Origin of the sequence: Reyranella sp. (assembly GCF_965279465.1) — a bacterium.
Taxonomy (GTDB): domain Bacteria; phylum Pseudomonadota; class Alphaproteobacteria; order Reyranellales; family Reyranellaceae; genus Reyranella.
This window is the reverse complement of the sequence record NZ_OZ257242.1, coordinates 1,797,781-1,817,662: the sequence shown is the minus strand read 5'-3', so window position 1 is coordinate 1,817,662 and position 19,882 is coordinate 1,797,781. Positions and strand designations below refer to the sequence as shown.

At 64.9% G+C, this 19,882-nt stretch carries 24 protein-coding genes; 8 read left to right on the top strand and 16 right to left on the bottom strand.

The annotated features are described in order from the left end of the window. Positions 1-2: 2 nt before the first annotated feature. The 3 genes from ACQY8M_RS08920 to ACQY8M_RS08910 all read right to left on the bottom strand — a co-directional run bounded on the left by ACQY8M_RS08920 (position 3) and on the right by ACQY8M_RS08910 (position 2,834). Entirely contained in the window at positions 3-1,184 is a 1,182-nt protein-coding gene (locus ACQY8M_RS08920) for a vWA domain-containing protein (RefSeq protein WP_428670966.1), read from the bottom strand. Between the two features lie 15 nt (positions 1,185-1,199). Beyond that, positions 1,200-2,048, bottom strand: a complete 849-nt coding sequence (locus tag ACQY8M_RS08915) for an AAA family ATPase (RefSeq protein ID WP_428670964.1) — start codon at positions 2,046-2,048, stop codon at positions 1,200-1,202. 99 nt (positions 2,049-2,147) lie between these two features. Beyond that, on the bottom strand, positions 2,148-2,834 hold the full coding sequence (locus ACQY8M_RS08910; RefSeq protein ID WP_428670962.1) for a cytochrome b/b6 domain-containing protein: 687 nt from the start codon (positions 2,832-2,834) through the stop codon (positions 2,148-2,150). Positions 2,835-3,023: 189 nt separating this feature from the next. Between ACQY8M_RS08910 and ACQY8M_RS08905 the strand changes: the two genes are divergently transcribed. Next, positions 3,024-3,479, top strand: coding sequence for a c-type cytochrome (locus tag ACQY8M_RS08905; RefSeq protein ID WP_428670960.1), 456 nt, complete (start codon positions 3,024-3,026; stop codon positions 3,477-3,479). A gap of 170 nt (positions 3,480-3,649) precedes the next feature. Here ACQY8M_RS08905 and ACQY8M_RS08900 read toward each other — a convergent pair whose 3' ends face one another. After that, the gene (locus ACQY8M_RS08900) at positions 3,650-4,219 is read right to left on the bottom strand and encodes a TetR/AcrR family transcriptional regulator (RefSeq protein ID WP_428670958.1); all 570 of its coding nucleotides are present in this window, start codon (positions 4,217-4,219) and stop codon (positions 3,650-3,652) included. A gap of 362 nt (positions 4,220-4,581) precedes the next feature. Between ACQY8M_RS08900 and ACQY8M_RS08895 the strand changes: the two genes are divergently transcribed. From ACQY8M_RS08895 to ACQY8M_RS08880, 4 genes are all read left to right on the top strand, one after another. After that, positions 4,582-4,884, top strand: a complete 303-nt coding sequence (locus tag ACQY8M_RS08895) for a hypothetical protein (RefSeq protein ID WP_428670956.1) — start codon at positions 4,582-4,584, stop codon at positions 4,882-4,884. A gap of 307 nt (positions 4,885-5,191) precedes the next feature. After that, entirely contained in the window at positions 5,192-5,578 is a 387-nt protein-coding gene (locus ACQY8M_RS08890) for a hypothetical protein (RefSeq protein ID WP_428670954.1), read from the top strand. Further along, positions 5,575-6,780 (top strand): tetratricopeptide repeat protein, encoded by a 1,206-nt coding sequence (locus ACQY8M_RS08885; RefSeq protein WP_428670952.1) that lies wholly within the window; start codon positions 5,575-5,577, stop codon positions 6,778-6,780. The genes ACQY8M_RS08890 and ACQY8M_RS08885 overlap by 4 nt, the downstream gene beginning before the upstream one ends. A 17-nt stretch (positions 6,781-6,797) precedes the next feature. Then, positions 6,798-7,262: an MmcB family DNA repair protein gene (locus ACQY8M_RS08880; protein WP_428670950.1), complete on the top strand. Its 465-nt coding sequence runs from the start codon at positions 6,798-6,800 to the stop codon at positions 7,260-7,262. A gap of 127 nt (positions 7,263-7,389) precedes the next feature. Here the strand turns inward: ACQY8M_RS08880 and metK are convergent, their stop codons facing one another. The 4 genes from metK to ACQY8M_RS08860 form a co-directional block, all read right to left on the bottom strand. Continuing rightward, positions 7,390-8,676, bottom strand: a complete 1,287-nt coding sequence (gene metK / locus ACQY8M_RS08875; protein WP_428675344.1) for a methionine adenosyltransferase — start codon at positions 8,674-8,676, stop codon at positions 7,390-7,392. Between the two features lie 183 nt (positions 8,677-8,859). Next, positions 8,860-9,318 carry a helix-turn-helix domain-containing protein gene (locus ACQY8M_RS08870; protein ID WP_428670948.1) on the bottom strand — a complete coding sequence of 153 codons (459 nt, stop codon included), beginning with the start codon at positions 9,316-9,318 and terminating at the stop codon, positions 8,860-8,862. 167 nt (positions 9,319-9,485) lie between these two features. Further along, positions 9,486-11,102, bottom strand: a complete 1,617-nt coding sequence (gene lnt, locus ACQY8M_RS08865) for an apolipoprotein N-acyltransferase (RefSeq protein ID WP_428670946.1) — start codon at positions 11,100-11,102, stop codon at positions 9,486-9,488. Continuing rightward, positions 11,035-11,907, bottom strand: a complete 873-nt coding sequence (locus ACQY8M_RS08860; RefSeq protein ID WP_428670944.1) for a hemolysin family protein — start codon at positions 11,905-11,907, stop codon at positions 11,035-11,037. Before ACQY8M_RS08860 ends, lnt begins: the two co-directional genes overlap by 68 nt. Before the next feature lie 129 nt (positions 11,908-12,036). Here ACQY8M_RS08860 and ACQY8M_RS08855 point away from each other — a divergent pair, with 129 nt between their 5' ends. Then, the gene (locus ACQY8M_RS08855) at positions 12,037-12,864 is read left to right on the top strand and encodes an aldo/keto reductase (RefSeq protein WP_428670942.1); all 828 of its coding nucleotides are present in this window, start codon (positions 12,037-12,039) and stop codon (positions 12,862-12,864) included. A 14-nt stretch (positions 12,865-12,878) separates the two neighbouring features. Here ACQY8M_RS08855 and ybeY read toward each other — a convergent pair whose 3' ends face one another. The 6 genes from ybeY to ACQY8M_RS08825 all read right to left on the bottom strand — a co-directional run bounded on the left by ybeY (position 12,879) and on the right by ACQY8M_RS08825 (position 17,875). Then, positions 12,879-13,340, bottom strand: a complete 462-nt coding sequence (ybeY, locus tag ACQY8M_RS08850; RefSeq protein WP_428670940.1) for an rRNA maturation RNase YbeY — start codon at positions 13,338-13,340, stop codon at positions 12,879-12,881. Then, positions 13,309-14,253 carry a PhoH family protein gene (locus ACQY8M_RS08845; RefSeq protein ID WP_428670938.1) on the bottom strand — a complete coding sequence of 315 codons (945 nt, stop codon included), beginning with the start codon at positions 14,251-14,253 and terminating at the stop codon, positions 13,309-13,311. Before ACQY8M_RS08845 ends, ybeY begins: the two co-directional genes overlap by 32 nt. After that, positions 14,250-15,599, bottom strand: a complete 1,350-nt coding sequence (gene miaB, locus ACQY8M_RS08840) for a tRNA (N6-isopentenyl adenosine(37)-C2)-methylthiotransferase MiaB (RefSeq protein ID WP_428675343.1) — start codon at positions 15,597-15,599, stop codon at positions 14,250-14,252. The genes ACQY8M_RS08845 and miaB overlap by 4 nt, the downstream gene beginning before the upstream one ends. Positions 15,600-15,699: 100 nt before the next feature. Next, positions 15,700-16,461, bottom strand: coding sequence for a lysophospholipid acyltransferase family protein (locus tag ACQY8M_RS08835; RefSeq protein ID WP_428670936.1), 762 nt, complete (start codon positions 16,459-16,461; stop codon positions 15,700-15,702). Positions 16,462-16,523: 62 nt separating this feature from the next. Next, positions 16,524-17,372: a GNAT family N-acetyltransferase gene (locus tag ACQY8M_RS08830; RefSeq protein WP_428670934.1), complete on the bottom strand. Its 849-nt coding sequence runs from the start codon at positions 17,370-17,372 to the stop codon at positions 16,524-16,526. Between the two features lie 65 nt (positions 17,373-17,437). Further along, positions 17,438-17,875 (bottom strand): Fur family transcriptional regulator, encoded by a 438-nt coding sequence (locus tag ACQY8M_RS08825; RefSeq protein ID WP_428675342.1) that lies wholly within the window; start codon positions 17,873-17,875, stop codon positions 17,438-17,440. A gap of 97 nt (positions 17,876-17,972) precedes the next feature. Between ACQY8M_RS08825 and ACQY8M_RS08820 the strand changes: the two genes are divergently transcribed. Beyond that, a complete protein-coding gene (locus ACQY8M_RS08820) occupies positions 17,973-18,155 on the top strand; it encodes a sulfurtransferase TusA family protein (protein ID WP_428670932.1) in 183 nt (60 codons plus the stop codon). Here the strand turns inward: ACQY8M_RS08820 and rimI are convergent. Continuing rightward, on the bottom strand, positions 18,139-18,615 hold the full coding sequence (rimI, locus tag ACQY8M_RS08815) for a ribosomal protein S18-alanine N-acetyltransferase (protein ID WP_428670930.1): 477 nt from the start codon (positions 18,613-18,615) through the stop codon (positions 18,139-18,141). The genes ACQY8M_RS08820 and rimI overlap by 17 nt on opposite strands. A gap of 1 nt (position 18,616) precedes the next feature. Further along, positions 18,617-19,279: a tRNA (adenosine(37)-N6)-threonylcarbamoyltransferase complex dimerization subunit type 1 TsaB gene (gene tsaB / locus ACQY8M_RS08810; RefSeq protein WP_428670928.1), complete on the bottom strand. Its 663-nt coding sequence runs from the start codon at positions 19,277-19,279 to the stop codon at positions 18,617-18,619. 39 nt (positions 19,280-19,318) lie between these two features. Between tsaB and ddpX the strand changes: the two genes are divergently transcribed. Then, a complete protein-coding gene (ddpX, locus tag ACQY8M_RS08805) occupies positions 19,319-19,876 on the top strand; it encodes a D-alanyl-D-alanine dipeptidase (RefSeq protein ID WP_428670926.1) in 558 nt (185 codons plus the stop codon). The last annotated feature ends 6 nt before the right edge of the window (positions 19,877-19,882 follow it).

The window sequence follows — 19,882 nt, the reverse complement described above, 5'->3', positions numbered from 1 at the left end:
TCTTACTTGTTCAGTTCCTTCATCGCGCTGTCGAGCCCGCCCAACGTCAGCGGGAACATGCGGTTGCTCGAGAGCTGCTGCAGCAGCTGGATCGACGGCGTGTAGCTCCAGTGCCGCTCGGGCACCGGGTTGAGCCACACCATCGACCGGTAGGTGTCGGCCATGCGCTGGATCCAGACCTGGCCCGCTTCCTCGTTCCAGTGCTCCACCGAGCCGCCCGGATAGGCGATCTCGTACGGGCTCATCGAGGCGTCGCCGACGAAGATGATTTTGTAGTCGGACGGATAAGTGTGCAGCAGCTGCTGAGTCGAGAAGGTGTCGACATGGCGACGGCGGTTGTCCTTCCACAGCTTCTCGTAGAGGCAGTTGTGGAAGTAATAGAACTCGAGGTGCTTGAACTCGGTGCGCGCCGCCGAGAACAGCTCCTCGCAGACGCGGATATGGGCGTCCATGGAACCGCCGATGTCGAACAGCAGCAGCAGCTTTATCTTGTTGCGCCGCTCCGGGACCATCTTGATGTCGAGATAGCCCGCGTTGCGCGCCGTCGAGCGGATCGTGTCGGGCATGTCGAGCTCGACCTCGGCACCCTCGCGCGCAAACTTGCGCAGGCGGCGCAGCGCGATCTTGATATTGCGCGTGCCGATCTCGACCGTGTCGTCGAGGTTCTTGTACTCGCGCTTGTCCCACACCTTGACCGCGCGGCCCTCGCGGTTCTTGTCCTGGCCGATGCGCACGCCTTCCGGGTTGAATCCATAGGCGCCGAACGGTGAGGTGCCGGCCGTGCCGATCCACTTGCTGCCGCCCTGGTGGCGCTTCTGCTGCTCCTCGAGACGCTTCTTCAGCGTCTCCATCAGCTTCTCCCAGCCGCCCATCGCCTCGATCTGCGCCTTCTCCTCGTCGGTCAGGAGCTTCTCGGCGAGCTTGCGCAGCCACTCTTCCGGGATCTCGGCCGTGACGCCCTCGGCGGGCAGCGCCTCGAGGCCCTTGAAGACGTGGCCGAACACCTTGTCGAACTTGTCGAGGTTGCGCTCGTCCTTCACCAGGATGGCGCGCGACAGATAATAGAAGTCGTCGATGCTGTAGTCGGCGACGTTCTTTTCCATGCCTTCCATCAGGGCCAGATACTCCTTGATGGAGACCGGCACCTTGGCCGAGCGCAATTCGAGGAAGAAGTTCGTGAACATGGGGCGCTCCCCTCGTTACTGGCGTTGCTCCCGGCGGGCCATGAAGGCCAGCCGCTCGAAAAGATGGACGTCCTGCTCGTTCTTGAGCAGCGCGCCGTGCAACGGCGGAATGAGCTGCTTGGAATCCTTCGACCGCAGCGCGTCGGGCGACATGTCCTCGACCATCAGGAGCTTCAGCCAGTCGAGCAGCTCGGAGGTCGAGGGCTTCTTCTTGAGGCCCGGCACCTCGCGGATGTCGTAGAACACGTTCAGCGCCTCGCGCAGCAGGTTGCGCTGCAAGTCGGGGAAGTGGACGTCGACGATCTGTGTCATGATCTCGCGATCGGGAAAGCGGATGTAGTGGAAGAAGCAGCGGCGCAGGAAGGCGTCGGGCAGCTCCTTCTCGTTGTTCGAGGTGATCATCACGATCGGGCGCTGCTCGGCCTTGATCGTCTGCTGCGTCTCATAGACGTAGAACTGCATGCGATCGAGCTCGAGCAGCAGGTCGTTCGGGAACTCGATGTCGGCCTTGTCGATCTCGTCGATCAGCAGGACAGGGCGCTGCGGGGCAGTGAAGGCCTCCCACATCTTGCCTTGCTTGATGTAGTTGCCGATGTCCTTGACTCGCCCGTCGCCGAGCTGGCTGTCGCGCAGGCGCGAGACCGCGTCGTACTCGTAGAGACCCTGCTGCGCCTTGGTGGTCGACTTGATGTGCCATTCGATGATCGGCGCGCCGAGCGCCTTGGCCACCTCGTGCGCCAGCACGGTCTTGCCGGTGCCCGGCTCGCCCTTGATCAGCAACGGACGCTGCAGCGCGATCGAGGCGTTGACCGCCACGCGCAGGTCGTCGCTCGCAACATAGGAGTCGGTACCGGTAAATTTCATGATGCAAAATCCAGGTTCACTAGGGTGTGTCACTACCCTAGAGGCGCCCCTTCCGGCCCACAAGGCCGGGGCTCGGGCGACGCCCGCCAAGCGGTCGAGCTAACGGACGATGAAGTAGACGACCGCCGCGCAGACGATCAGCAGCGAGATCGCGAGCCGGCCCGAGGCAAACTGCAGACGAGGCGCAGGCGTCCCGGTTGGAACGACGTCATCGAGTGGCTTGTGGCCGTGGATCATGGCGCCGATCAGGTTCTGCCGCTTCCAGGCGAGATAGATGATCGCGGCCAGCACGTGCAGGCCGACCAGAACCAGCAGCACGTTGATCCAGTACTTGTGGAAGGCGGTCGCCGTGTCGACCCACTTGTCGGCGACGAGATGGGTGAGCGGGCCATTGACCATGCCGGTGTCGGTGTCGGCCGCGAAAAGGCCGGCCACGACCTGGGCCAGCACCGCGAAGATCAGCACCACCACCATGGCCCCGCCCAACGGATTGTGCCCCGCCTCGCGCGGACGATCGGCGCCCACCATCTCGGCGATGTGGCGGAAGGCGGCCGACGGCCCTTTGACGAAATCGGAGAACCGCGCCGTGGTGCTGCCGAGGAAGCCCCAGAGAATGCGGAACAGCAGCAGCGTGAGGATGGCGTAGCCGGACCAGAAGTGAAACTTCATCCAGTCGCCGCCGGCCCGTCCGCTGAAGTACGACACGGCCATCAGGATCACGAGCGTCCAATGGAACAGCCGTACCGGAAGATCCCAAACGCGAATCCTGTCCTCTCTGGTCGCCATGATCTCTCCTATCGGGTAACACTCATTGGCAGCCAGTACCGTGGGCCAGCAAGGGTAAGTCCGGCATACACGCAGTCGTGAAGCAAGTTTGAGAGTGGGCCGGTTCGCTTTGTCGCCGACCTCTGCGACAACTGGCGGGACTGCCGGAGAGGATATCCCTCGCCTACTTGCATCGAACAGGGGATCGAAATGAAGAAGCAGACATTGGTTGGGGCCGTGATCGGAGTGCTGGCAGCCGGCATGATGGCCGGTGGGGCGACAATCGCTCTGGCGCAGGCCGACGTGGTCAAGGAACGCCAGGAGAATCGCAAGGCGACTGCCGGCCAGATGCGGGCAATCAAGGGGGTGATCGACTCCAAGGGCGACATGAAGGCCGTTGTTGCCAGTGCCGCCAAGCTCAAGGAGCTCGAGGCGGCCTTCGTGAAGCTGTTCCCGGCCGGATCCGACAAGGACAGCAAGGCGCTGCCGACCGTGTGGAGCGACATGCCGGGCTTCCTCGCCGCAAGCAAGAATGCGGATGCCGCCTACGACAAGCTCGCCATCGCGGCAGGCTCGGGCGATCTTGCGGCCGTGACGGCGGCATTCGGCGACACCGGCAAGGCGTGCGGCGCCTGCCATGACAAATTTCGCGCCAAGGCCAACTAAGCTTCCGCTCCCGCGGACGAAACAAGGCGACGGAAATCCGTCGCCTTTTTTGTGCCTGTAGACCGCTCATATAATTTTTATAGGAGCGCCGGTCCAGTGGCGTGCTCCAATGACCCGGCCGGGAGGTCTGCCCCGATCGGTGTGGAAAATGCTTCGCCGTCCGTGGCCTGTCAGGCTGCCGCCACGGGCTGGATTGGAACGGTGAGCGCCTGAAGCACGATCGCCTCTGCGGTAAAGCGCCAGGTGCGCGACGCATGAACCGGCGTTAGCCGAAGCTGCTCGCGCATGTTCATCCAGCTGTCGAGCCCGAACGCGAGATCGAGTGAGTCGAGCACGAGATTCTGCGACGCGGGCTCGAGATTGCCGAGCTCGGTCGCGAACCACGCAGCCAGGCGCTCGCGCAGCAGCTTGCGCAACTGGGTGATGCCGAGGCCGACCGCCGGCGCGACGGAACGAACACGCTCGGCAAAGTGCCATATAGGGAGCCATTCCTCGAACAGCGCCGAACGGTCCGAGACCAGCAGGTCGATGCGGGTCGACAATGGCGCGCCGCTGTCGACCGGACGCGTGCGGTCGAAGGCGCGACTCACCGCAAGATCGAAGGCCGCAGCGTAGAGATCCGCGAGGCTGGTGAAATGCTGAAAGAGGGCGCGGCTGGAAACGCCGGCGATGGTCGCAATGGCCGCAGACGTCGGCTCGACATCTCCTGCCTGGACGAGGTCCAGGGTGGCCTGGATCAACGACTGGCGGGTGCGAAGGCCACGTACGACCCGGCCGTCTTGCGACCGCGAGACATCAACTGGGAAGCCAATGATTTTCATAGGGAAACCAAAGCAATATGAGCATCTTGAATGGCAACCACCCTAAAGACCGCGAATCGGACACGTAAGTTGCAAAAATGCATAGCTTGTGGGGTGGAAAAACCCAATTTTTCTGCATTATCCGGAAGCTAGATAGGCATTTTTGAGTATCTCGATCTACGGATCCCACCCCTCGCTCATGCGCTTCGGAGCATCCGAAGAGAGCCCCGGCAACGACAGCTCAAAAACAGGAAAGGCCGGTCGCTTGGGGAACGACCGGCCTTCCTTGGGAGCCCGCCTGGGTGTGGGATATCGAAGCCTTGGGGTGTGTGGGAAGGGGGGCTTCGACGAAGCGGCCTGGGGAGCCGCCGGCGGGCTATCTGGATTATCTTTGGAAGCGCCAATCAATCAGCGTCAAATTTCAAAACAAAGCCTTTCTCAAACAAATGCGATTGGCCAAGAAGGTGTCTAACGGACAGAAGCTTATCAAGCCGGCTCAGCTTCTGTCACTTGCAAAATTGCATATCTCGATTTTTCAGACGCTTCAAATTGCTCACGAATTTGGATTCTCCGCGATACACGACAAGCAAAAAGGGGCACTCTGATTTCCCGTCTGATATGAATTTTGTTCACTTTATTAAGAAATTTCAAGGGATTAGCTATTCAGGCACATTTCAGAAAGTCTGTTTCGAGTGCAAAATATATCGAGCGTCGCGCTGCCGACCTTATCGTGCCAAAGAGCCGCCGTGCCTTCGACCTGCGTTCCATGCTAGACGAACCACGTCTTCTCGAACCATCCGGAGTCTCCTTGTGAGCCCAGTCTTCCGTTCTCTCGCCGTTCTCGGCCTTGGCATCGTCGCAGTGGCGTCCGCGCAGCCTGCCTGGGCAGGTCTCGAGGAGGCCGTCAAGGCGATGCAGGCCGGCGACATGGCGGCCGCCGAAAAGGATCTGCAGGTCCTCGTCAAGGAACGCGACCCTCGCGCGCAATTCCTGCTTGGCCTGTACGTCTACGGCAATCCGGATTCGAAGATGTTCGATCTCAACAAAGCCGCGCCACTGCTGCTCGATGCGTCCGAGCGCGGCTATATACCCGCCATGATCCCGCTCGCCGGCGCCTATGCCGAGGGCAAGGGAGTGCCCAAGAGCATGTTCGAGTCCTACAAGTGGCTGGCCGTCGCCGAGCGCTGGAACTCACCGAACTCTGCAGGGCTGCTCGAGCAGGTGGGTCGCGAGCTCAAGCCGGACGAACTCGAGAAGGCCAAGGCTGCAGCCATGGCTTTCACCTTCAAAACCAAATGATCCCGGCCCGGGTGGCGCTGCTTGCGGCGCTGCTCGCCGCCGCAGCGACCGTCCGCGCGCAACCGAACGACGCCTCGGACGTCGCGCCGCCGCTCCGGGCGGCCGTTGTCGCCTATCGTGCCGGCGACCTCACCACGGCGGAGGCCCGCCTTCGCACCCTGGCCGCCGGCAATGCCGATGCCGAGGCGTGGCTCGGCGCCGTGCTGCTCGACCGCGGCAGGACGCCGGAGGCGCTGCAGGCTCTTCAGCGTGCGGCCGATGCGGGTTCCGCCGAGGGTGCTCATCGCCTGGCGCTGGTCTTCGCCCAAGGCACCGGCGGCACGCCGCGCGATGACGCCAGGGCGCTGGCCCTGTTCGAGAAGGCTGCTGCCGCCGGACATCATCGGGCGCAGATCAACGTCGGCACGCTCTACTTCCGCGGCCAAGGCACGCCGCGCGACCTCGTGCGCGCGCGCGCCTGGCTCGAAAAGGCCGCCGCGCAGGAAGACCCTTATGCCCTTTACGCGCTGGGACGCGCGATGGACGACAGTGTGGGGCAAGCCGTGGCCGACCCCGTGCGATCCGCCGACCTCTATCGCCGCGCCGCGCAACTCGGCCATCCGATCGCCGCGCTGCGCTATGGCCTGGCGCTGAACGAAGGGCTCGGCGTGCGCAAGAATCCCGTCCTGGCCCAGCAGTGGCTGATCTATGCCGACAAGTGGGGGGTTCCGGAAGCAGCCCTCGCGATGGGCGACATGAACGCCCGCACGCCCGCCTCGCGCGACAAGGCGGCCAACGCGAAGGCCGTGCACGCCGCGATCACCTGGTACGAACGGGCGGCTCAGGCCGGCGTGCCCGCGGCGCAGTTCAAGCTGGCCAACGCCTATTTCGCGGGCGCAGGCGTCGCCCGCGATCCGCAGCAGGCGCTGCGATGGTACGAGCGCGCGGCGGCTCAAGGACAACCCGAAGCCCAGCATGCGCTCGGCATCTTCCTCATAGGCGGCCTCGCCGGCCCTCCCGACGCCGTCGAGGGCTACAAGTGGCTGCTCCTGTCCGATCGTGCCGGCATGCCCGACAGCAGGGGCGTGCGCGAGAAGGCGGCGGAAAAGATCAGCGCCACCGATCGAAAGCGCGCCGAGGCGCTGGCAGCCAGTTTCGTCGAACGTCCCGAGCGGCCGCTCGATGAAGCGCCGCCACGGCTGGGCCCGCCAACCAAGCCTTAACCGCGCGGAGACGCCGCGTGGAGTCCCCTCCTCTTCCGCGCCTGGCCCGACCCGATATCACGGTTGCTGTCTGCCGCGGCGCCTGCCGGCTGATGCGCCAGGCGGGCCAGTCGGTGCTGCTCGAAATGCCGCTGCCCAACGGACGGCGCGCCGACATCTTTGCGGTAGGACGCGGCGGGGAACTGACGATCGTCGAAGTAAAGTCGTCGATCGAGGACTGGCGGGTCGACATAAAATGGCCGGAGTATCTCGGCTGGTGCGACCAGCTTTATTTCGCCGTGCCCGTCGATTTCCCGCAGCCGCTCATCCCCGACGAGATCGGATTGATCGTGGCCGACGCGTACAGCGGCGAGATCCTGCGTCACCCGCCGAAGCGGCCGATGGCGCCTGCGCGCCGCAAGTCGCTGCTGATCGATTGCACGAGGCTTGCCTCCGAGCGGCTGGCACGACTTGAAGATCCCGATTTCATCGATTTCGCCTGAGCAGGCTTGATGGGATCTGCGTGCTGGGAGCGCGGCTCTCAAGAGCCAATCATGGGACGTAGCAATACGAAGAAGAGCGGCTCTGGAGAGCCGCGCTTCCGGCAGACCAAAGCCGGTGACAACGCCCCTAGCGCGCGCCGAATGCCCCCTTGAGCTCAGACACGAGATCCAGCCGCTCCCAGGAAAAGGCGCCGTCCTTCTCGGGCTTGCGGCCGAAGTGACCGTAGGCGGCGGTCCGCTGGTAGATCGGCTTGTTGAGTTGAAGGCCGCGACGGATGTTCGTCGGACGCAACGGAAAGACGTCGCTCAGCACCTTCTCGAGCTTGCGCTCGTCGACCTTGCCGGTCCCCTCGGTGTTCACATAGAGCGACATCGGATCGGCGACGCCGATCGCATAGGCAACCTGGATCAGGCAGCGGTCGGCGAGGCCTGCGGCCACGACGTTCTTGGCGAGATAGCGGGCGGCGTAAGCGGCCGAGCGATCGACCTTGGTCGGATCCTTGCCGGAGAAGGCGCCGCCGCCGTGCGGCGCATAGCCGCCGTAGGTGTCGACGATGATCTTGCGTCCGGTCAGGCCGCAGTCGCCGTCGGGACCGCCGACCACGAAGTTGCCCGTCGGGTTGACGAAGAAGTCGGATGCCTTCTTGGGCATCCATCCCTTCGGCAGCGACTTCGCAACATGCCCGGCGATCATTTCCCGGACCATGTTGGAGTTGTATTTCTTGCCCTTCGCGGTGGTCTCGCGATGCTGGGTGGAGACCACCACCTTGGTCGCGCCGACGGCCTTGCCGTCGACATAGCGCACGGAAACCTGGCTCTTGGCGTCGGGCTGCAGATCCTTCAACTCGCCCGAGCGGCGGGCCTTGCTCAGCACTTCCAGAATCTTGTGCGAGAAATAGATCGGCGCCGGCATGAAGGAGTTCTTCTCGTACTCCTCCGAGTCGCGGCAGGCGAAGCCGAACATCAGGCCCTGGTCGCCCGCGCCTTCCTGCTCGCCCAGGTTGCCACCCTTGTTCTTGGCATTGACGCCCTGGGCGATGTCGGGTGACTGGCCGTGCAGCAGCACCTCGACGTCGGCGCCGTGGTAGGAAAAGCCGTCCTGGTCGTAACCGATGTCCTCGACGACCCCGCGAGCGATCTCGGTCAGGGCCTCGCGGTTGACGACCGTGTGACTGCCATACTTCTTCATGTACGGGTCGGACGCCCGACCTTCACCGGCGATCACGATCTTGTTCGTGGTGACGAGCGTCTCGCAGCCCAGGCGGGTGTTGGCGTGGCTGTCGTCGGCGATACCGAGCTTGATGTCATTGGCGATGAAGGCGTCGAGGATCGCATCCGAAATCTGGTCACTGACTTTGTCCGGATGACCTTCGGACACCGATTCACTGGTAAAAATATAGTCCTTGAGCGCCACAAAGCCCTCCACAGATGTCACTGGACCTCCGGGCAGGGCGGATGGGCCGCCTAAGTCCGGCTTAGCCTTTGTTTACGCGGTGGCAAGTCGTCCAAATCCGTCCGCGTCGGCGCCGGCTGTCGGGCCGCGCCGCAAAAAACTCCAAACAGCCGCAAAAATCAAGAGGACAAAGCTGCGCCGTTTTCAGCGCGCCTTGCGTCCTCCCAGGACTTCGGCATGGCTCGCCGCACCCACGGCCTTGACCATCTCGAAGATACGCTTGCGCACCTTGCTCTCGCGAATCTTGTAGTAGGCACGCACCAACTCGAGCGTCTCGCGCTTGATCAGCGGATCCTTCTCCTGCTCGAACGGCGTGGCCGCCTCGCCGAAACCGCCCTTGCGGCCGCGCCCCGACATCGGCCGGCCAGCCAGCGCATTGGACGGCATCTCGTCGAAGAAGTAGGACACCGGCACATCGAGCACCTTTGCGAACTCGAACAGGCGGCTAGATCCGATACGGTTGGAGCCACGCTCGTACTTCTGGATCTGCTGAAAGGTCAGACCAACCGCGGTACCGAGCTTTTCCTGGCTCATTCCAAGAAGCGTGCGGCGCTGGCGCATCCGCGCGCCAACATGGACATCAACCGGATGCGATCTTGCCATTTATCCCTTCATCCTTCCCAGGGTTGTTTCAACGGCCCGGCCGTTGAATTGACTGACAGCCGGACACGTTCAAATTGCACCGACCGAAATCATCTGCTCGTGCAAAAATGCATATCTGTGTGTCAATGGTGCGTATGGCATATCCATCACGGATTGCAAGCTGAACCTCAACTCTTTGAATTCGCGGTGAGATTACGCACGGATGTTTTCCGTTCCTGCCCCACCAGAAACACACACGACACGAGTATCGTCAGAAGCATGAGCAACGTCCAATCGTGCCACCTGGCGTACGGCGTTTCTGTCCGCGGTTGTGGCAGGACATGATCGATCACGCCCTCGTGTTCCATCTCGAGCGAGGCGAGGATACGACCATAGGCATCGATCACGGCTGATACGCCGGTATTGGCCGCCCGAATCGTCGGGAGGCCTTCCTCGATCGATCGCAGGCGCGCGCTGACGAGATGCTGGTAGGGGCCGCTCGACACCCCGAACCATGCATCATTGGTGATATTGAGGAGCCATGCGGGACGTGCGCCGGGTCCAGTCACCTCGCCGGGGAAAAGCGCCTCATAGCAAATGAGCGGCGAAAAGCCCGGCAGTCCGGGCACTGTCAGAGTTGTGAAAGACTCGCCCCTCTCGAATGAGCCGCGGCCGATCAGCCCGCCGAGCGGCGGCCACTCCTTGTGGAACGGAATGTATTCGCCGAACGGCACGAGATGCACCTTGTCGTAGGTCGCCACCACGGCGCCGGCGGAATCGATCGCCAACAGCGAATTCCAGACGCCTTCTTTCACATCGGGGCCGGAGCGCGCCGCGCCCGCCAGCAAGTAACCGCCCGGCGGGGCGGCCGTCGCCAGCATTGGCAGGCCCAGCGATCCGGGCTGGACGATGAAGGGAATGGCGGTCTCCGGCCAGATGACGGCGGTGACCCGCTCGAAGCCGTCGCGCCGGCTGAGGTCGATCAACTTCTGCAATTCGCGTGCGCGGCTGTCGGGTTGCCACTTCTCCGCCTGGGGCACATTGGGTTGCACGATGCGCACGACCGGCCCCGCGGTTGCGGGTGCGCTCGATTCCATCGCTTGCTGGCCGGCGACACCGGCAAGTCCGACGACAGCCAGCGAGGCAAGCGACGCCCGCCATCCGGCTGCAGGCGATGCGAGAATCATGAAGGTCAACGTTCCCAGCCCGTACACGCCCACCAGCGAAGCGCCCTGGAGCAAAGGCGTGGCAAATGCCCACACATGCGCAAGGGGGTTCCACGGGAACCCGGTGAAGATGTGGCCGCGCAGCCATTCGGTTACAGTCCAGGCGACAGCGAGCAGAATCAACCGACGATAGTGCCCGCCGAGATGAGGCCAACGCTGCACGAGGATCCTCGTCGTCCAGGCCGCGGCAGCCGGAAAGGCGCCCAAGACCATCGCCAAACCGAGGACCGCGGGCGGGCCCAGCAACGCAAAGTCGGCGGGCGGCACGAAGAAGGCCTCCACCATCCAGTAGGAGCCGACCGTAAAATGACCGATCCCCCAGAACCACGCACGCAGTGCGGCAATCCGCGCGGTCGGCGCATCCGCCCACAGCCAGACCAGAAGGACGAAGCCCACCACCGCCAACGGCAGCCAGAACAGCGGCGGCATCGCGAGCGCGGCAAGCGCGCCCGCGATCAAGCCGGCGCCCAGCGCACGCCATCCCTGGAGCTTGAGCACGGCGATGCGTCGATCAGGCGGCGGATTGGGCCGCCGCGGGCGGCCGAACACGCAGGCGGCGGATGCGTCGCGGATCGACATCCAGAATCTCGAACTCGACACCGGACGGATGACTCACCACCTCGCCGCGCTCGGGAATGCGGCCCAGCAGAGAGAAAATCAGCCCGCCGACCGTATCGATCTCACGCCGCTCGTCCTCCGACAGCACGTTGCCGATCTCCTGCTCCAGCATCTCCACCGGCGTCCGTCCGTTCATGTCGATCGTGCCGTCGGTCCGGCGCTGCACCGTCGGCGCCTGGGCGACGTCATGCTCGTCCTCGATCTCGCCCACGATTTCCTCGACCAGGTCCTCGATGGTGAGGACGCCGTCGGTCCCGCCGAACTCGTCGACCACCAGCGCCATGTGGGTGCGCGAGCGGCGCATGTCGAGCAGCATGTCGAGCACCGGCAGGGTCGGCGCCACGAACACCACCCTCCGCAGGATGTCGCGCAGATTGAACTTCTTGGGCGCCCCCCAATAGGCCAGCACGTCCTTGATGTGGACCATGCCGATCACGTCGTCGAGTGACTCACGATAAACTGGATAGCGCGAATGCGCCTCGGCCTGGATCAGCCGCACCACCTCGTCGAGCGGCGTATCGGCGGAGATGGCCACGATGTCGACCCGCGGCACCATGACGTCGCGCACGGTCTTGTCGCGCAGCTTCAGGATGTTGGCGAGCAGGACGCGCTGGTCCTCGCTGATCGGCGTGTCGCTTTCGGGCGTCTCCTCGATCAGCTCCTCGATTGCCTCGCGCACCGCCTCGTTCTTTTCGCGGCGGCGGAGGCGGCGCAGGATGGCCCGTAACAGGCCGCCGTTGGAAACGACATCGGCCGCCGGCGCCAAGATCAGGGGATGGGGCTCCCCGTCCGAAGCACGGCCGCCAGGGCCTGGCAAAGCGTTGCGCGCTGTGGAGTCCGGCATGGTTGATAAGATAAGGTAAAGGCCCTGCGTTGCAATCGGCGGAAGTAATTGATGCATTTCTGCAAAATGCCCTCCGGCGCCCAGATGCCGGCATTCGGGATCGGGACCTGGCGCATGGGCGAAAGCCGCCGCCGCCGCGCCCAGGAACTCGAGGCCGTGAAATACGCACTCGAGCTTGGCTATCCGATGGTCGACACCGCCGAGATGTATGGCGACGGCGAGGCCGAGGAGATCGTCGGCGAAGCGCTGATTGGGCAGCCGCGGCCGTTCGTCGTCAGCAAGGTCTATCCGCACAATGCCACGCTGAGCGGCACGATCGCGGCCTGCGAGCGCAGCCTGAAGCGCCTGAAGCTGGAGCGCATCGACCTCTACCTGCTGCATTGGCGGGGCGGCGCACGGCTCGAACAGACCTTCGAGGCATTCCATCGCCTGCGCGACGCCGGAAAGATCGCCGATTTCGGCGTCAGCAACTTCGACACCGACGACATGGAAGCTGCAGCCGGCCTCGACAAGGGGCTGACCGCGTCCAACCAGGTGCTCTACTGCCTGTCGCGGCGCGGACCCGAGTACGACCTGCTGCCCTGGATGCGCCAGCGCTCGATCCCGCTGATGGCCTACTCGCCGCTCGACCAGGGCGGGCTGCTCGGCTCGGCGCCACTGCTAAAGATCGCCGCCGAGGTCGGCTGCACGCCCGCACAGCTGGCGATCGCCTGGGTGCTGGCCCAGCCCGGCGTGGCGACCATCCCCAAGTCGTCGACCCGCGAACGGGTGAAGGAAAACCTCGGGGCGCTCGCCGTCACGCTCTCGCCCGAAGTGCTCGCCGCGCTCGACCGCGCCTTCCCGCCGCCCAGACGCAAGCAATCGCTGGAGATGCTCTGAACCCGGCGGGATCTTCATACTTCAAGATACGGGTCGCTGATCCCGAGCTTCCTGAGGATGCGTCGCTCGAGCGCTTCCATGCGGTCGGCATCGGTGTCGCTGGTCTCGTGGTCGTGGCCCAGCAAATGCAGCGTACCATGCACCACGAGATGGGCGAGATGGTCGGCTGGTGACTTCTTCTGCGCCCGCGCCTCGCGCAACACGGTCTGGCGGGCCAGCACGATGTCGCCGAGGAACGTCTTCTCGCCGGAAGGATAGGACAGCACATTGGTCGGCTTGTCCTTCTTGCGGTCGCGCTTGTTCAGGGCTTGGACGCGCCGGTCGTCGGAGAGCGCAACCGTCAGCGATCTCACCCGTACGCCGAGCGCGGCGCGCGCGGCCTTGCGCACCAGCCGCTCGACACCGGGCAGGGCCTTCACCCACGCCGCGTCGAGCAGGACGACCTCAACCCTTGATCTTCCTGTCGCGCGCGTCATAGGCCTCGACGATGCGGGTCACGAGATCGTGGCGTACGACGTCCTTCGAGGTCAGCCGCACGAAGCGGATGCCATCGATCCTGCCCAACGTATCGACAGCGTCGTTGAGACCAGATTTCTGGCCGCCCGGCAGGTCGGTCTGGCTGGGATCGCCGGTCACGATCATGCGCGAACCTTCGCCCAGCCGCGTCAGGAACATGCGCATCTGCATCGGCGTGGTGTTCTGCGCCTCATCGAGGATGACGTAACAGTGCGACAGGGTGCGGCCGCGCATGAAGGCGAGCGGTGCGATCTCGATGTCGCCGGCTTCCATGCGCTTGGCGATCAGCTCGGCCGGCAGCATGTCGTGCAGCGCGTCGTAGAGCGGCCGCAGGTAGGGGTCGATCTTCTCGCGCATGTCGCCGGGCAGGAAGCCCAGCCGTTCGCCCGCCTCGACCGCGGGCCGCGACAGCACGATGCGCTCGACCTTGCCGGCCAGCAGCAGCGATACGCCCCAGGCGACCGCGAGATAGGTCTTGCCGCTGCCCGCCGGCCCCAGCGCGAACACCATGTCGCGCTCGCGCAGCGCCTCGAGATACTCGCGCTGGCCGGGCGAGCGCGCATTGACGGTGCGCTTGCGGGTGCGGATGCCCTCTTCCTCGCCGGCGACGCCGGAGCGCGCGAAGCGGATTGCGGCATCGACGTCCGCCGTCTCGACCGTGAGGCCGCGCTTCAGCCGCTCGTAGAGGCCGGTAAGGGCCTTGTGGGCAGCGGCGACGTCGTCGGGCTCGCCGGTGATCTCGACCTGGTTGGCGCGGGCGCGCAGCTGCACCTCCGCGAGCTGCTCGATGCGCGCGAGGTTGCGGTCGTGGACGCCGTAAAGCTCGACCAGCACCGTATTGTCCTCGAACGCGACGCGGCGGGTGACGCTCACGCCGCGGCCTCGTAGGTGCCGGTGACGATCTCACCCGCCAGGCTATTGGCGTGGCCTTCGACGAGCCGTGTCTCGGCGATGCGGCCGATCAGCCGTGCATCGCCCTCGGCGAAGACCGATTGCAGCCACGGCGTCTTGCCGATCAGTTGGCCGGGCTTGCGGCCGGGCTCGGCGAACAGCACCGGCACGATCAGGCCGGCCTTGGACTCGTTGAACGCCCGAGCCTGCCGGCCAAGCAGCGCCTGCAAGGCCGAGAGCCTGGCTGACTTCACGGCCTCGGGAACCTGCTCGCCCATGGCCGCGCCCGGCGTGCCCGGACGGCGGCTGTACTTGAAGGAGAAAGCCGAGGCGAAGCCGACCTGCTCGACCAGCCGCATCGTGTCGTCGAAATCCGCGTCGCTCTCGCCTGGAAAGCCGACGATGAAGTCGGACGACAAGGCGAGATCCGGCCGCGCCGTGCGCAGGCGATCGACGAGCCCAAGGAACAGGTCGCGCCCGTGCTGGCGATTCATCGCCGCGAGGATACGGTCCGAACCGGACTGCACCGGCAGGTGCAGGTACGGCATGAGCTGCCGCACTTCGCCATGCACGGCGATGAGATCGTCATCCATGTCACGCGGATGGGAGGTCGTGTAGCGGATGCGGGCGACTCCCTCGATCTCGGCCAGCGCGCGGATCAGGCGCGCGAGCGACCAGGTCGAGCCGTCCTCTGCCTCGCCGTGATAGGCATTGACGTTCTGGCCGAGCAGCGTGATTTCGATGGCGCCGGCGTCGACGAGCTGGCGTGCCTCCGCCAGAACCCTGGCGGCCGGCCGCGAATATTCAGCGCCGCGCGTGTAGGGCACGACGCAGAAGGTGCAGAACTTGTCGCAGCCTTCCTGGATCGACAGGAACGCCGAACCCGCGCGCACGCCCAGCGGCGCCGGCAGGTGGTCGAACTTGCTCTCGACGGGGAACTCCGTGTCGAGCACGCCGGCGCCCGGCAGACGCTTGCCGGCCTTCAGGATCGCGGCCTTGCGCTCGGCCTCAGCCAGCAGCTGGGGCAGACGGTGATAGGCCTGCGGGCCGACCACGATGTCGACCGCCGGCTGGCGCCGGGAAATCTCCTTGCCCTCGGCCTGGGCGACGCAGCCCGCCACGGCGATGGTAAGGTCACCTCCCTCGGCTCGGCGCTCGACCTTGAGGTCGCGCATGCGGCCAAGTTCGGAATAGACCTTCTCCGAGGCGTGCTCGCGGATATGGCAGGTGTTCAGCACGACGAGGTCGGCCTGCTCCGGCGTCGCAGCCAGCGCATAGCCGAGCGGCCGCAGGACGTCGGCCATGCGGTCGGAGTCGTAGACGTTCATCTGGCACCCATAGGTCCGGATGAACACGTGCTTGCGCTTCCCGTCGGTGCGCACGAGGGCCTTCTCGATCTGTTGCCGGAACGGGCGGGGTTCTAGCAAATCACGCGAGCCGGGGCAAAAGCTCGTAACGGCCGGAATTGGCCGCCTGCACGCCGAGCGACACTTGCCTGAAACAGAATTCGGCAAGTTTCTTGCGGTCGCCGAGCTGGTCGATGTCGATAGGCGGAAAGAAGGTCACCACCGCCTCGGTCTCGCCCAAGCACACCATCTGCCAGAGATGAGGAACCAGGTCGAGATCACCGAACCAGGCGAACAGGGGCCGCCAATAGCGGCCGAGCGGAATGCCGTCGAGGCGGGTGTAGGCGATCGCCACCGGCTGGACCACGATCGGCTTCTCATTACGCCGCAGTTGAGCCACGCCGAACAGGGCGCTGCGGAAGGGAAGCACCCGGGTGCCGTCGCTGCTGGTGCCCTCGGGGAACAGCATCAGATTGTCGCCGGTGTTCAGCCGCCGCATCATCTCGTCCCGGCTGGCACTGGTCTTGCCGGAGCTGCGCTCGATGAAGATGGTGCGCTGCGCCTTGGCGAGGGTCGAGAAGAACGGCCAGGTCGCAACCTCGGCCTTGGCGACGAAGCTGCCCGGCACGAGCCCGCCCATCACCTCGATGTCGAGATAGGAGACATGGTTGCAGACGAACAGGGTCGGCGTCACGTCCGAGCGCGTGCCGCGCACCTGCACCTTGATGCCGAGGATGAAGCAGACGATGCGGTGATACATCACCGGCATCCAGCGCATGATCGGCCGGATGCCCATCGCCATCGCCAGCAGATAGGGAGGAAGCAGCACGAGCGTCAGCGTCATGTAGCTGAGAAGCCGGAATGCGCCGCGCAAAGGAGATCCGATCCACATCGAGGCGGAGCGTCTCAGTCCTTCTCGTGCACGCCGCGCTCGTAGTGCCGCATGTACTTCTCGGTCACGAGCTCGGTCTTGACGACAATGAAGACGTCGGTCGAATTGAATTCGGAATCAATGACTGCGCCGTCGCCGACATAGCCGCCAAGCCGCAGATAGCCCTTGATCAGGGGCGAGACGCGGGCAAGCGCCTTGCGCGGTTCGTAGCTGCCGGGCTCCAGCATATCCATCTTCACGTAGCGCTCGCGCAGCGCGCGCACGCGCAGCTCGGGCGGCGCGAGATGATGATGATAAAGGTAGGACAACGCCTGGGCGTGCTGGCCCGGATCGGTGCCAGGCATGCTCGCACAGCCGAACATGAGCTGGACGTTGTAGTGATGGGCGTAGAGCGCGATGCCGCGCCAGAGCATCTGCATCGTCGCGGTGTTGCGCGCGTCCCTGGCGATGCACGAGCGGCCGACCTCGAGCACCTCGCCGGGATAGTCGACGATCTTCTGGATGTCGTATTCGGCCGCCGAATAGAATCGGCCCATCTTCGCCGCCGCGGAACGGCGGATCAGGCGATAGGTCCCGACGATGCCTTCGGGCCCTTCGCCGCGGCGACGGTCGAGCACCAGCAGGTGATCGCACACCTCGTCGAACGGGTCGAAGTCGCGCTGTTGCGCCGCCACCTCGGGCGACGGATGGGCCGCCATCTCCTGGTAGAAGATGCGATAGCGCAATGCCTGTGCCGCTTCGATCTCGGCGTCGGTCTGCGCCAGGCGTACTTCGAAATCGCCGGCAACGACCTTGACGATCTCCCGATTGGATATGGGAGGTCCAAGGAGCTCGGCTTCGCTGTCAGCACGGTCAATGCGCATGAACTATCCGCAAGGGGCCGCCCCGATCATCCGGCCATTATCGGGGTGGCAAGAAGCTCGTCCACTCATTTTTGCCGGTCGGATTTCCCGTTCAAAGGCACGCCGTACAGTTCGAGACGATGGCCGACGAGCCGGTATCCGGCCTTCTCGGCGATCCGCCGCTGCAGGTCCTCGATCTCGTCGTTATGGAACTCGACGACCTTGCCGGTCTGGATATCGATCAGGTGGTCGTGGTGTTCGTTGGGGGTCTCTTCATAACGCGCGCGACCGTCGCCGAAATCATGCTTGGCGAGAATGCCCGCTTCCTCGAACAGGCGCACGGTACGGTAGACCGTGGCAATCGATATGTTGGCATCGACCGCCGTAGCGCGCTTGTGCAGCGCCTCGACATCGGGATGGTCGGACGATTCCGACAGCACCCGGGCGATGACCCGCCGCTGGTCGGTCATCTTGAGGCCGCGTTCGGCGCACAGCGTCTCAAGCTTGGATTTTTGATCAGGCATCTTGATGAAGCCTACACTGGAGTGCGGGCGGGGTATAGTTGAAGCCATGCCCGGCACCCCTGACCAGACAATAGACATCACCGGCGAAGTCTGTCCCATGACCTTCGTGCGCACCAAGCTCAAGCTGGAACGCATGCAGCCCGGCGAGGTGCTCCACGTCCGCCTGCGCGGCGACGAGCCGTTGCGCAACGTACCGCGAGCGGCGCGTGACGAGGGACACATCATTATGCGGATCGTAGCGGCCGGCAATGACCATATCGTGACTATCCGCCGGCAGTGAGAGTGAAACGCAGGACGAGCGCATCGGCAAAGCCGGCGTGGCGCTGGTAATAGCGCGGGCGGCGACCAACCTCCACAAAGCCCGCCTGTGCATAAAGCGAACGCGCCGGTGCATTGTCAGCGCCGACTTCGAGGAAGAGGTTTCGCACGCCGCCGTGCCGTGCCCGCTCGACGACGGAAGCGAGCAGCGCGCGCCCGAGGCCATGGCGCCGGCGGCCGGACTGCACGGCAATGGTCAGCAACTCCGCTTCGTCCGCCGCCGTCCGCCACAGGACGAAGCCGTCCTCCCGGCCCTCAACCTCGAGGAACAGGCCGGCCACACCGGGCGAGGCCAGCAGCTCGGCCATGTCCCGGCGCGTCCATGGACGTTCGCCCAAGGGCTCGAAGGCCTGCCGGTGGAGCGCGGAAGCGCGGTCGAGATCGAGCGCCCCGATCGGGCGGAGGACGAAACCGTCGTTCATTTCAGTCGACCGTGCGACGCGTGCCATCCGGTGACGTGACGTTGACGCCGCGCAGATAGAGCGGCCGCGGCAGGCCGTCGGTCCGGTTGCGGTCGCGCCAGCCTTCGGCGCCGTCGACCGATGCCAACCGGGCAAGCAGCCGGGGATCGGGCAGGGCGGTCTGCCCAACCGCGTCGGCGATGAGCGGGGCGAGCACCTCGGCCTGTGGGCCGACGATCCTGCACGCCTTTCCGGCCAGCCGCTGCGCAAGCGCTTCGGTCGAGGCCAGGAATGGCGCCCGGTCGCCTGTTGAGAATGCGCAAAACCAGTCCCCGAGATGGGTGTCGATGGCGGCAACGGCGAGACGGTCGTCGGGATCGGCTGCCGCCAGCAGGACGGCCGTCGTGGTGACGCCGGCCAGCGGCGCACCAAGAGCCACGGCGAGCCCGCGCGCGGCCGCGAGGCCGACGCGCACGCCGGTGAAACTTCCCGGCCCGACGGTGACAGCGATCATCGACAGCGTGCGGCGATCGACGCCGGCCTGCTGCAGCACGGCGGCAATCGCCGGCAGCAACGTCGCCGCCTGGCCGCGTCCCTCCTCCCGATGATGCGCAAGGCAGACATCGTCGCGCATGACGGCGACGCTGAGGCCACTGATGGCGCAGTCGAAGGCCAGGATCGTCATCCGCTGGCGCTCCCCGAAGCGGCTGGGCATTGTTCGGTCATGAAATTCGACTTGGTTGAGATCGCCCCGCCCGACTTCGATGTCGACGTGACCCTGGCCTACGCGACCGAGGCCAATCTAACGGGCCTGCCGGTCTATCGGAATGCTGAATGCTGGCTGCGGCGCGAGGCGGCCGAGGCACTGGCGGCGGCGATCGCCCTCGCCCGTCCGCTCGGCCTGCGCCTACGGATCTTCGATGCATTGCGGCCAGTCGAAGCGCAATGGAAACTATGGAACCACACGCCCGACCCCGAGTTCCTCGCCGATCCGCGGCGTGGCTCGCCCCATTCCCGCGGCGTGGCGGTCGATCTCACCCTGCTCGACGGTGAGGGGTGCGAGCTCGACATGGGCACAGCGTTCGACGCCTTCACTCCGCTGTCGCATCACGCCCGCACCGACCTCCCGCTGGAAGCGCAGCGCAACCGGTTACTGCTGATGGGCCTGATGACCGCGGCCGGCTGGGACTTCTATCGCAATGAATGGTGGCACTATCAGCTGTTCGACGCGCGCCGCTTTCCGCTGATCGGCGATGCCGACCTGCCGCGGCCGATGATGTGAGCACAC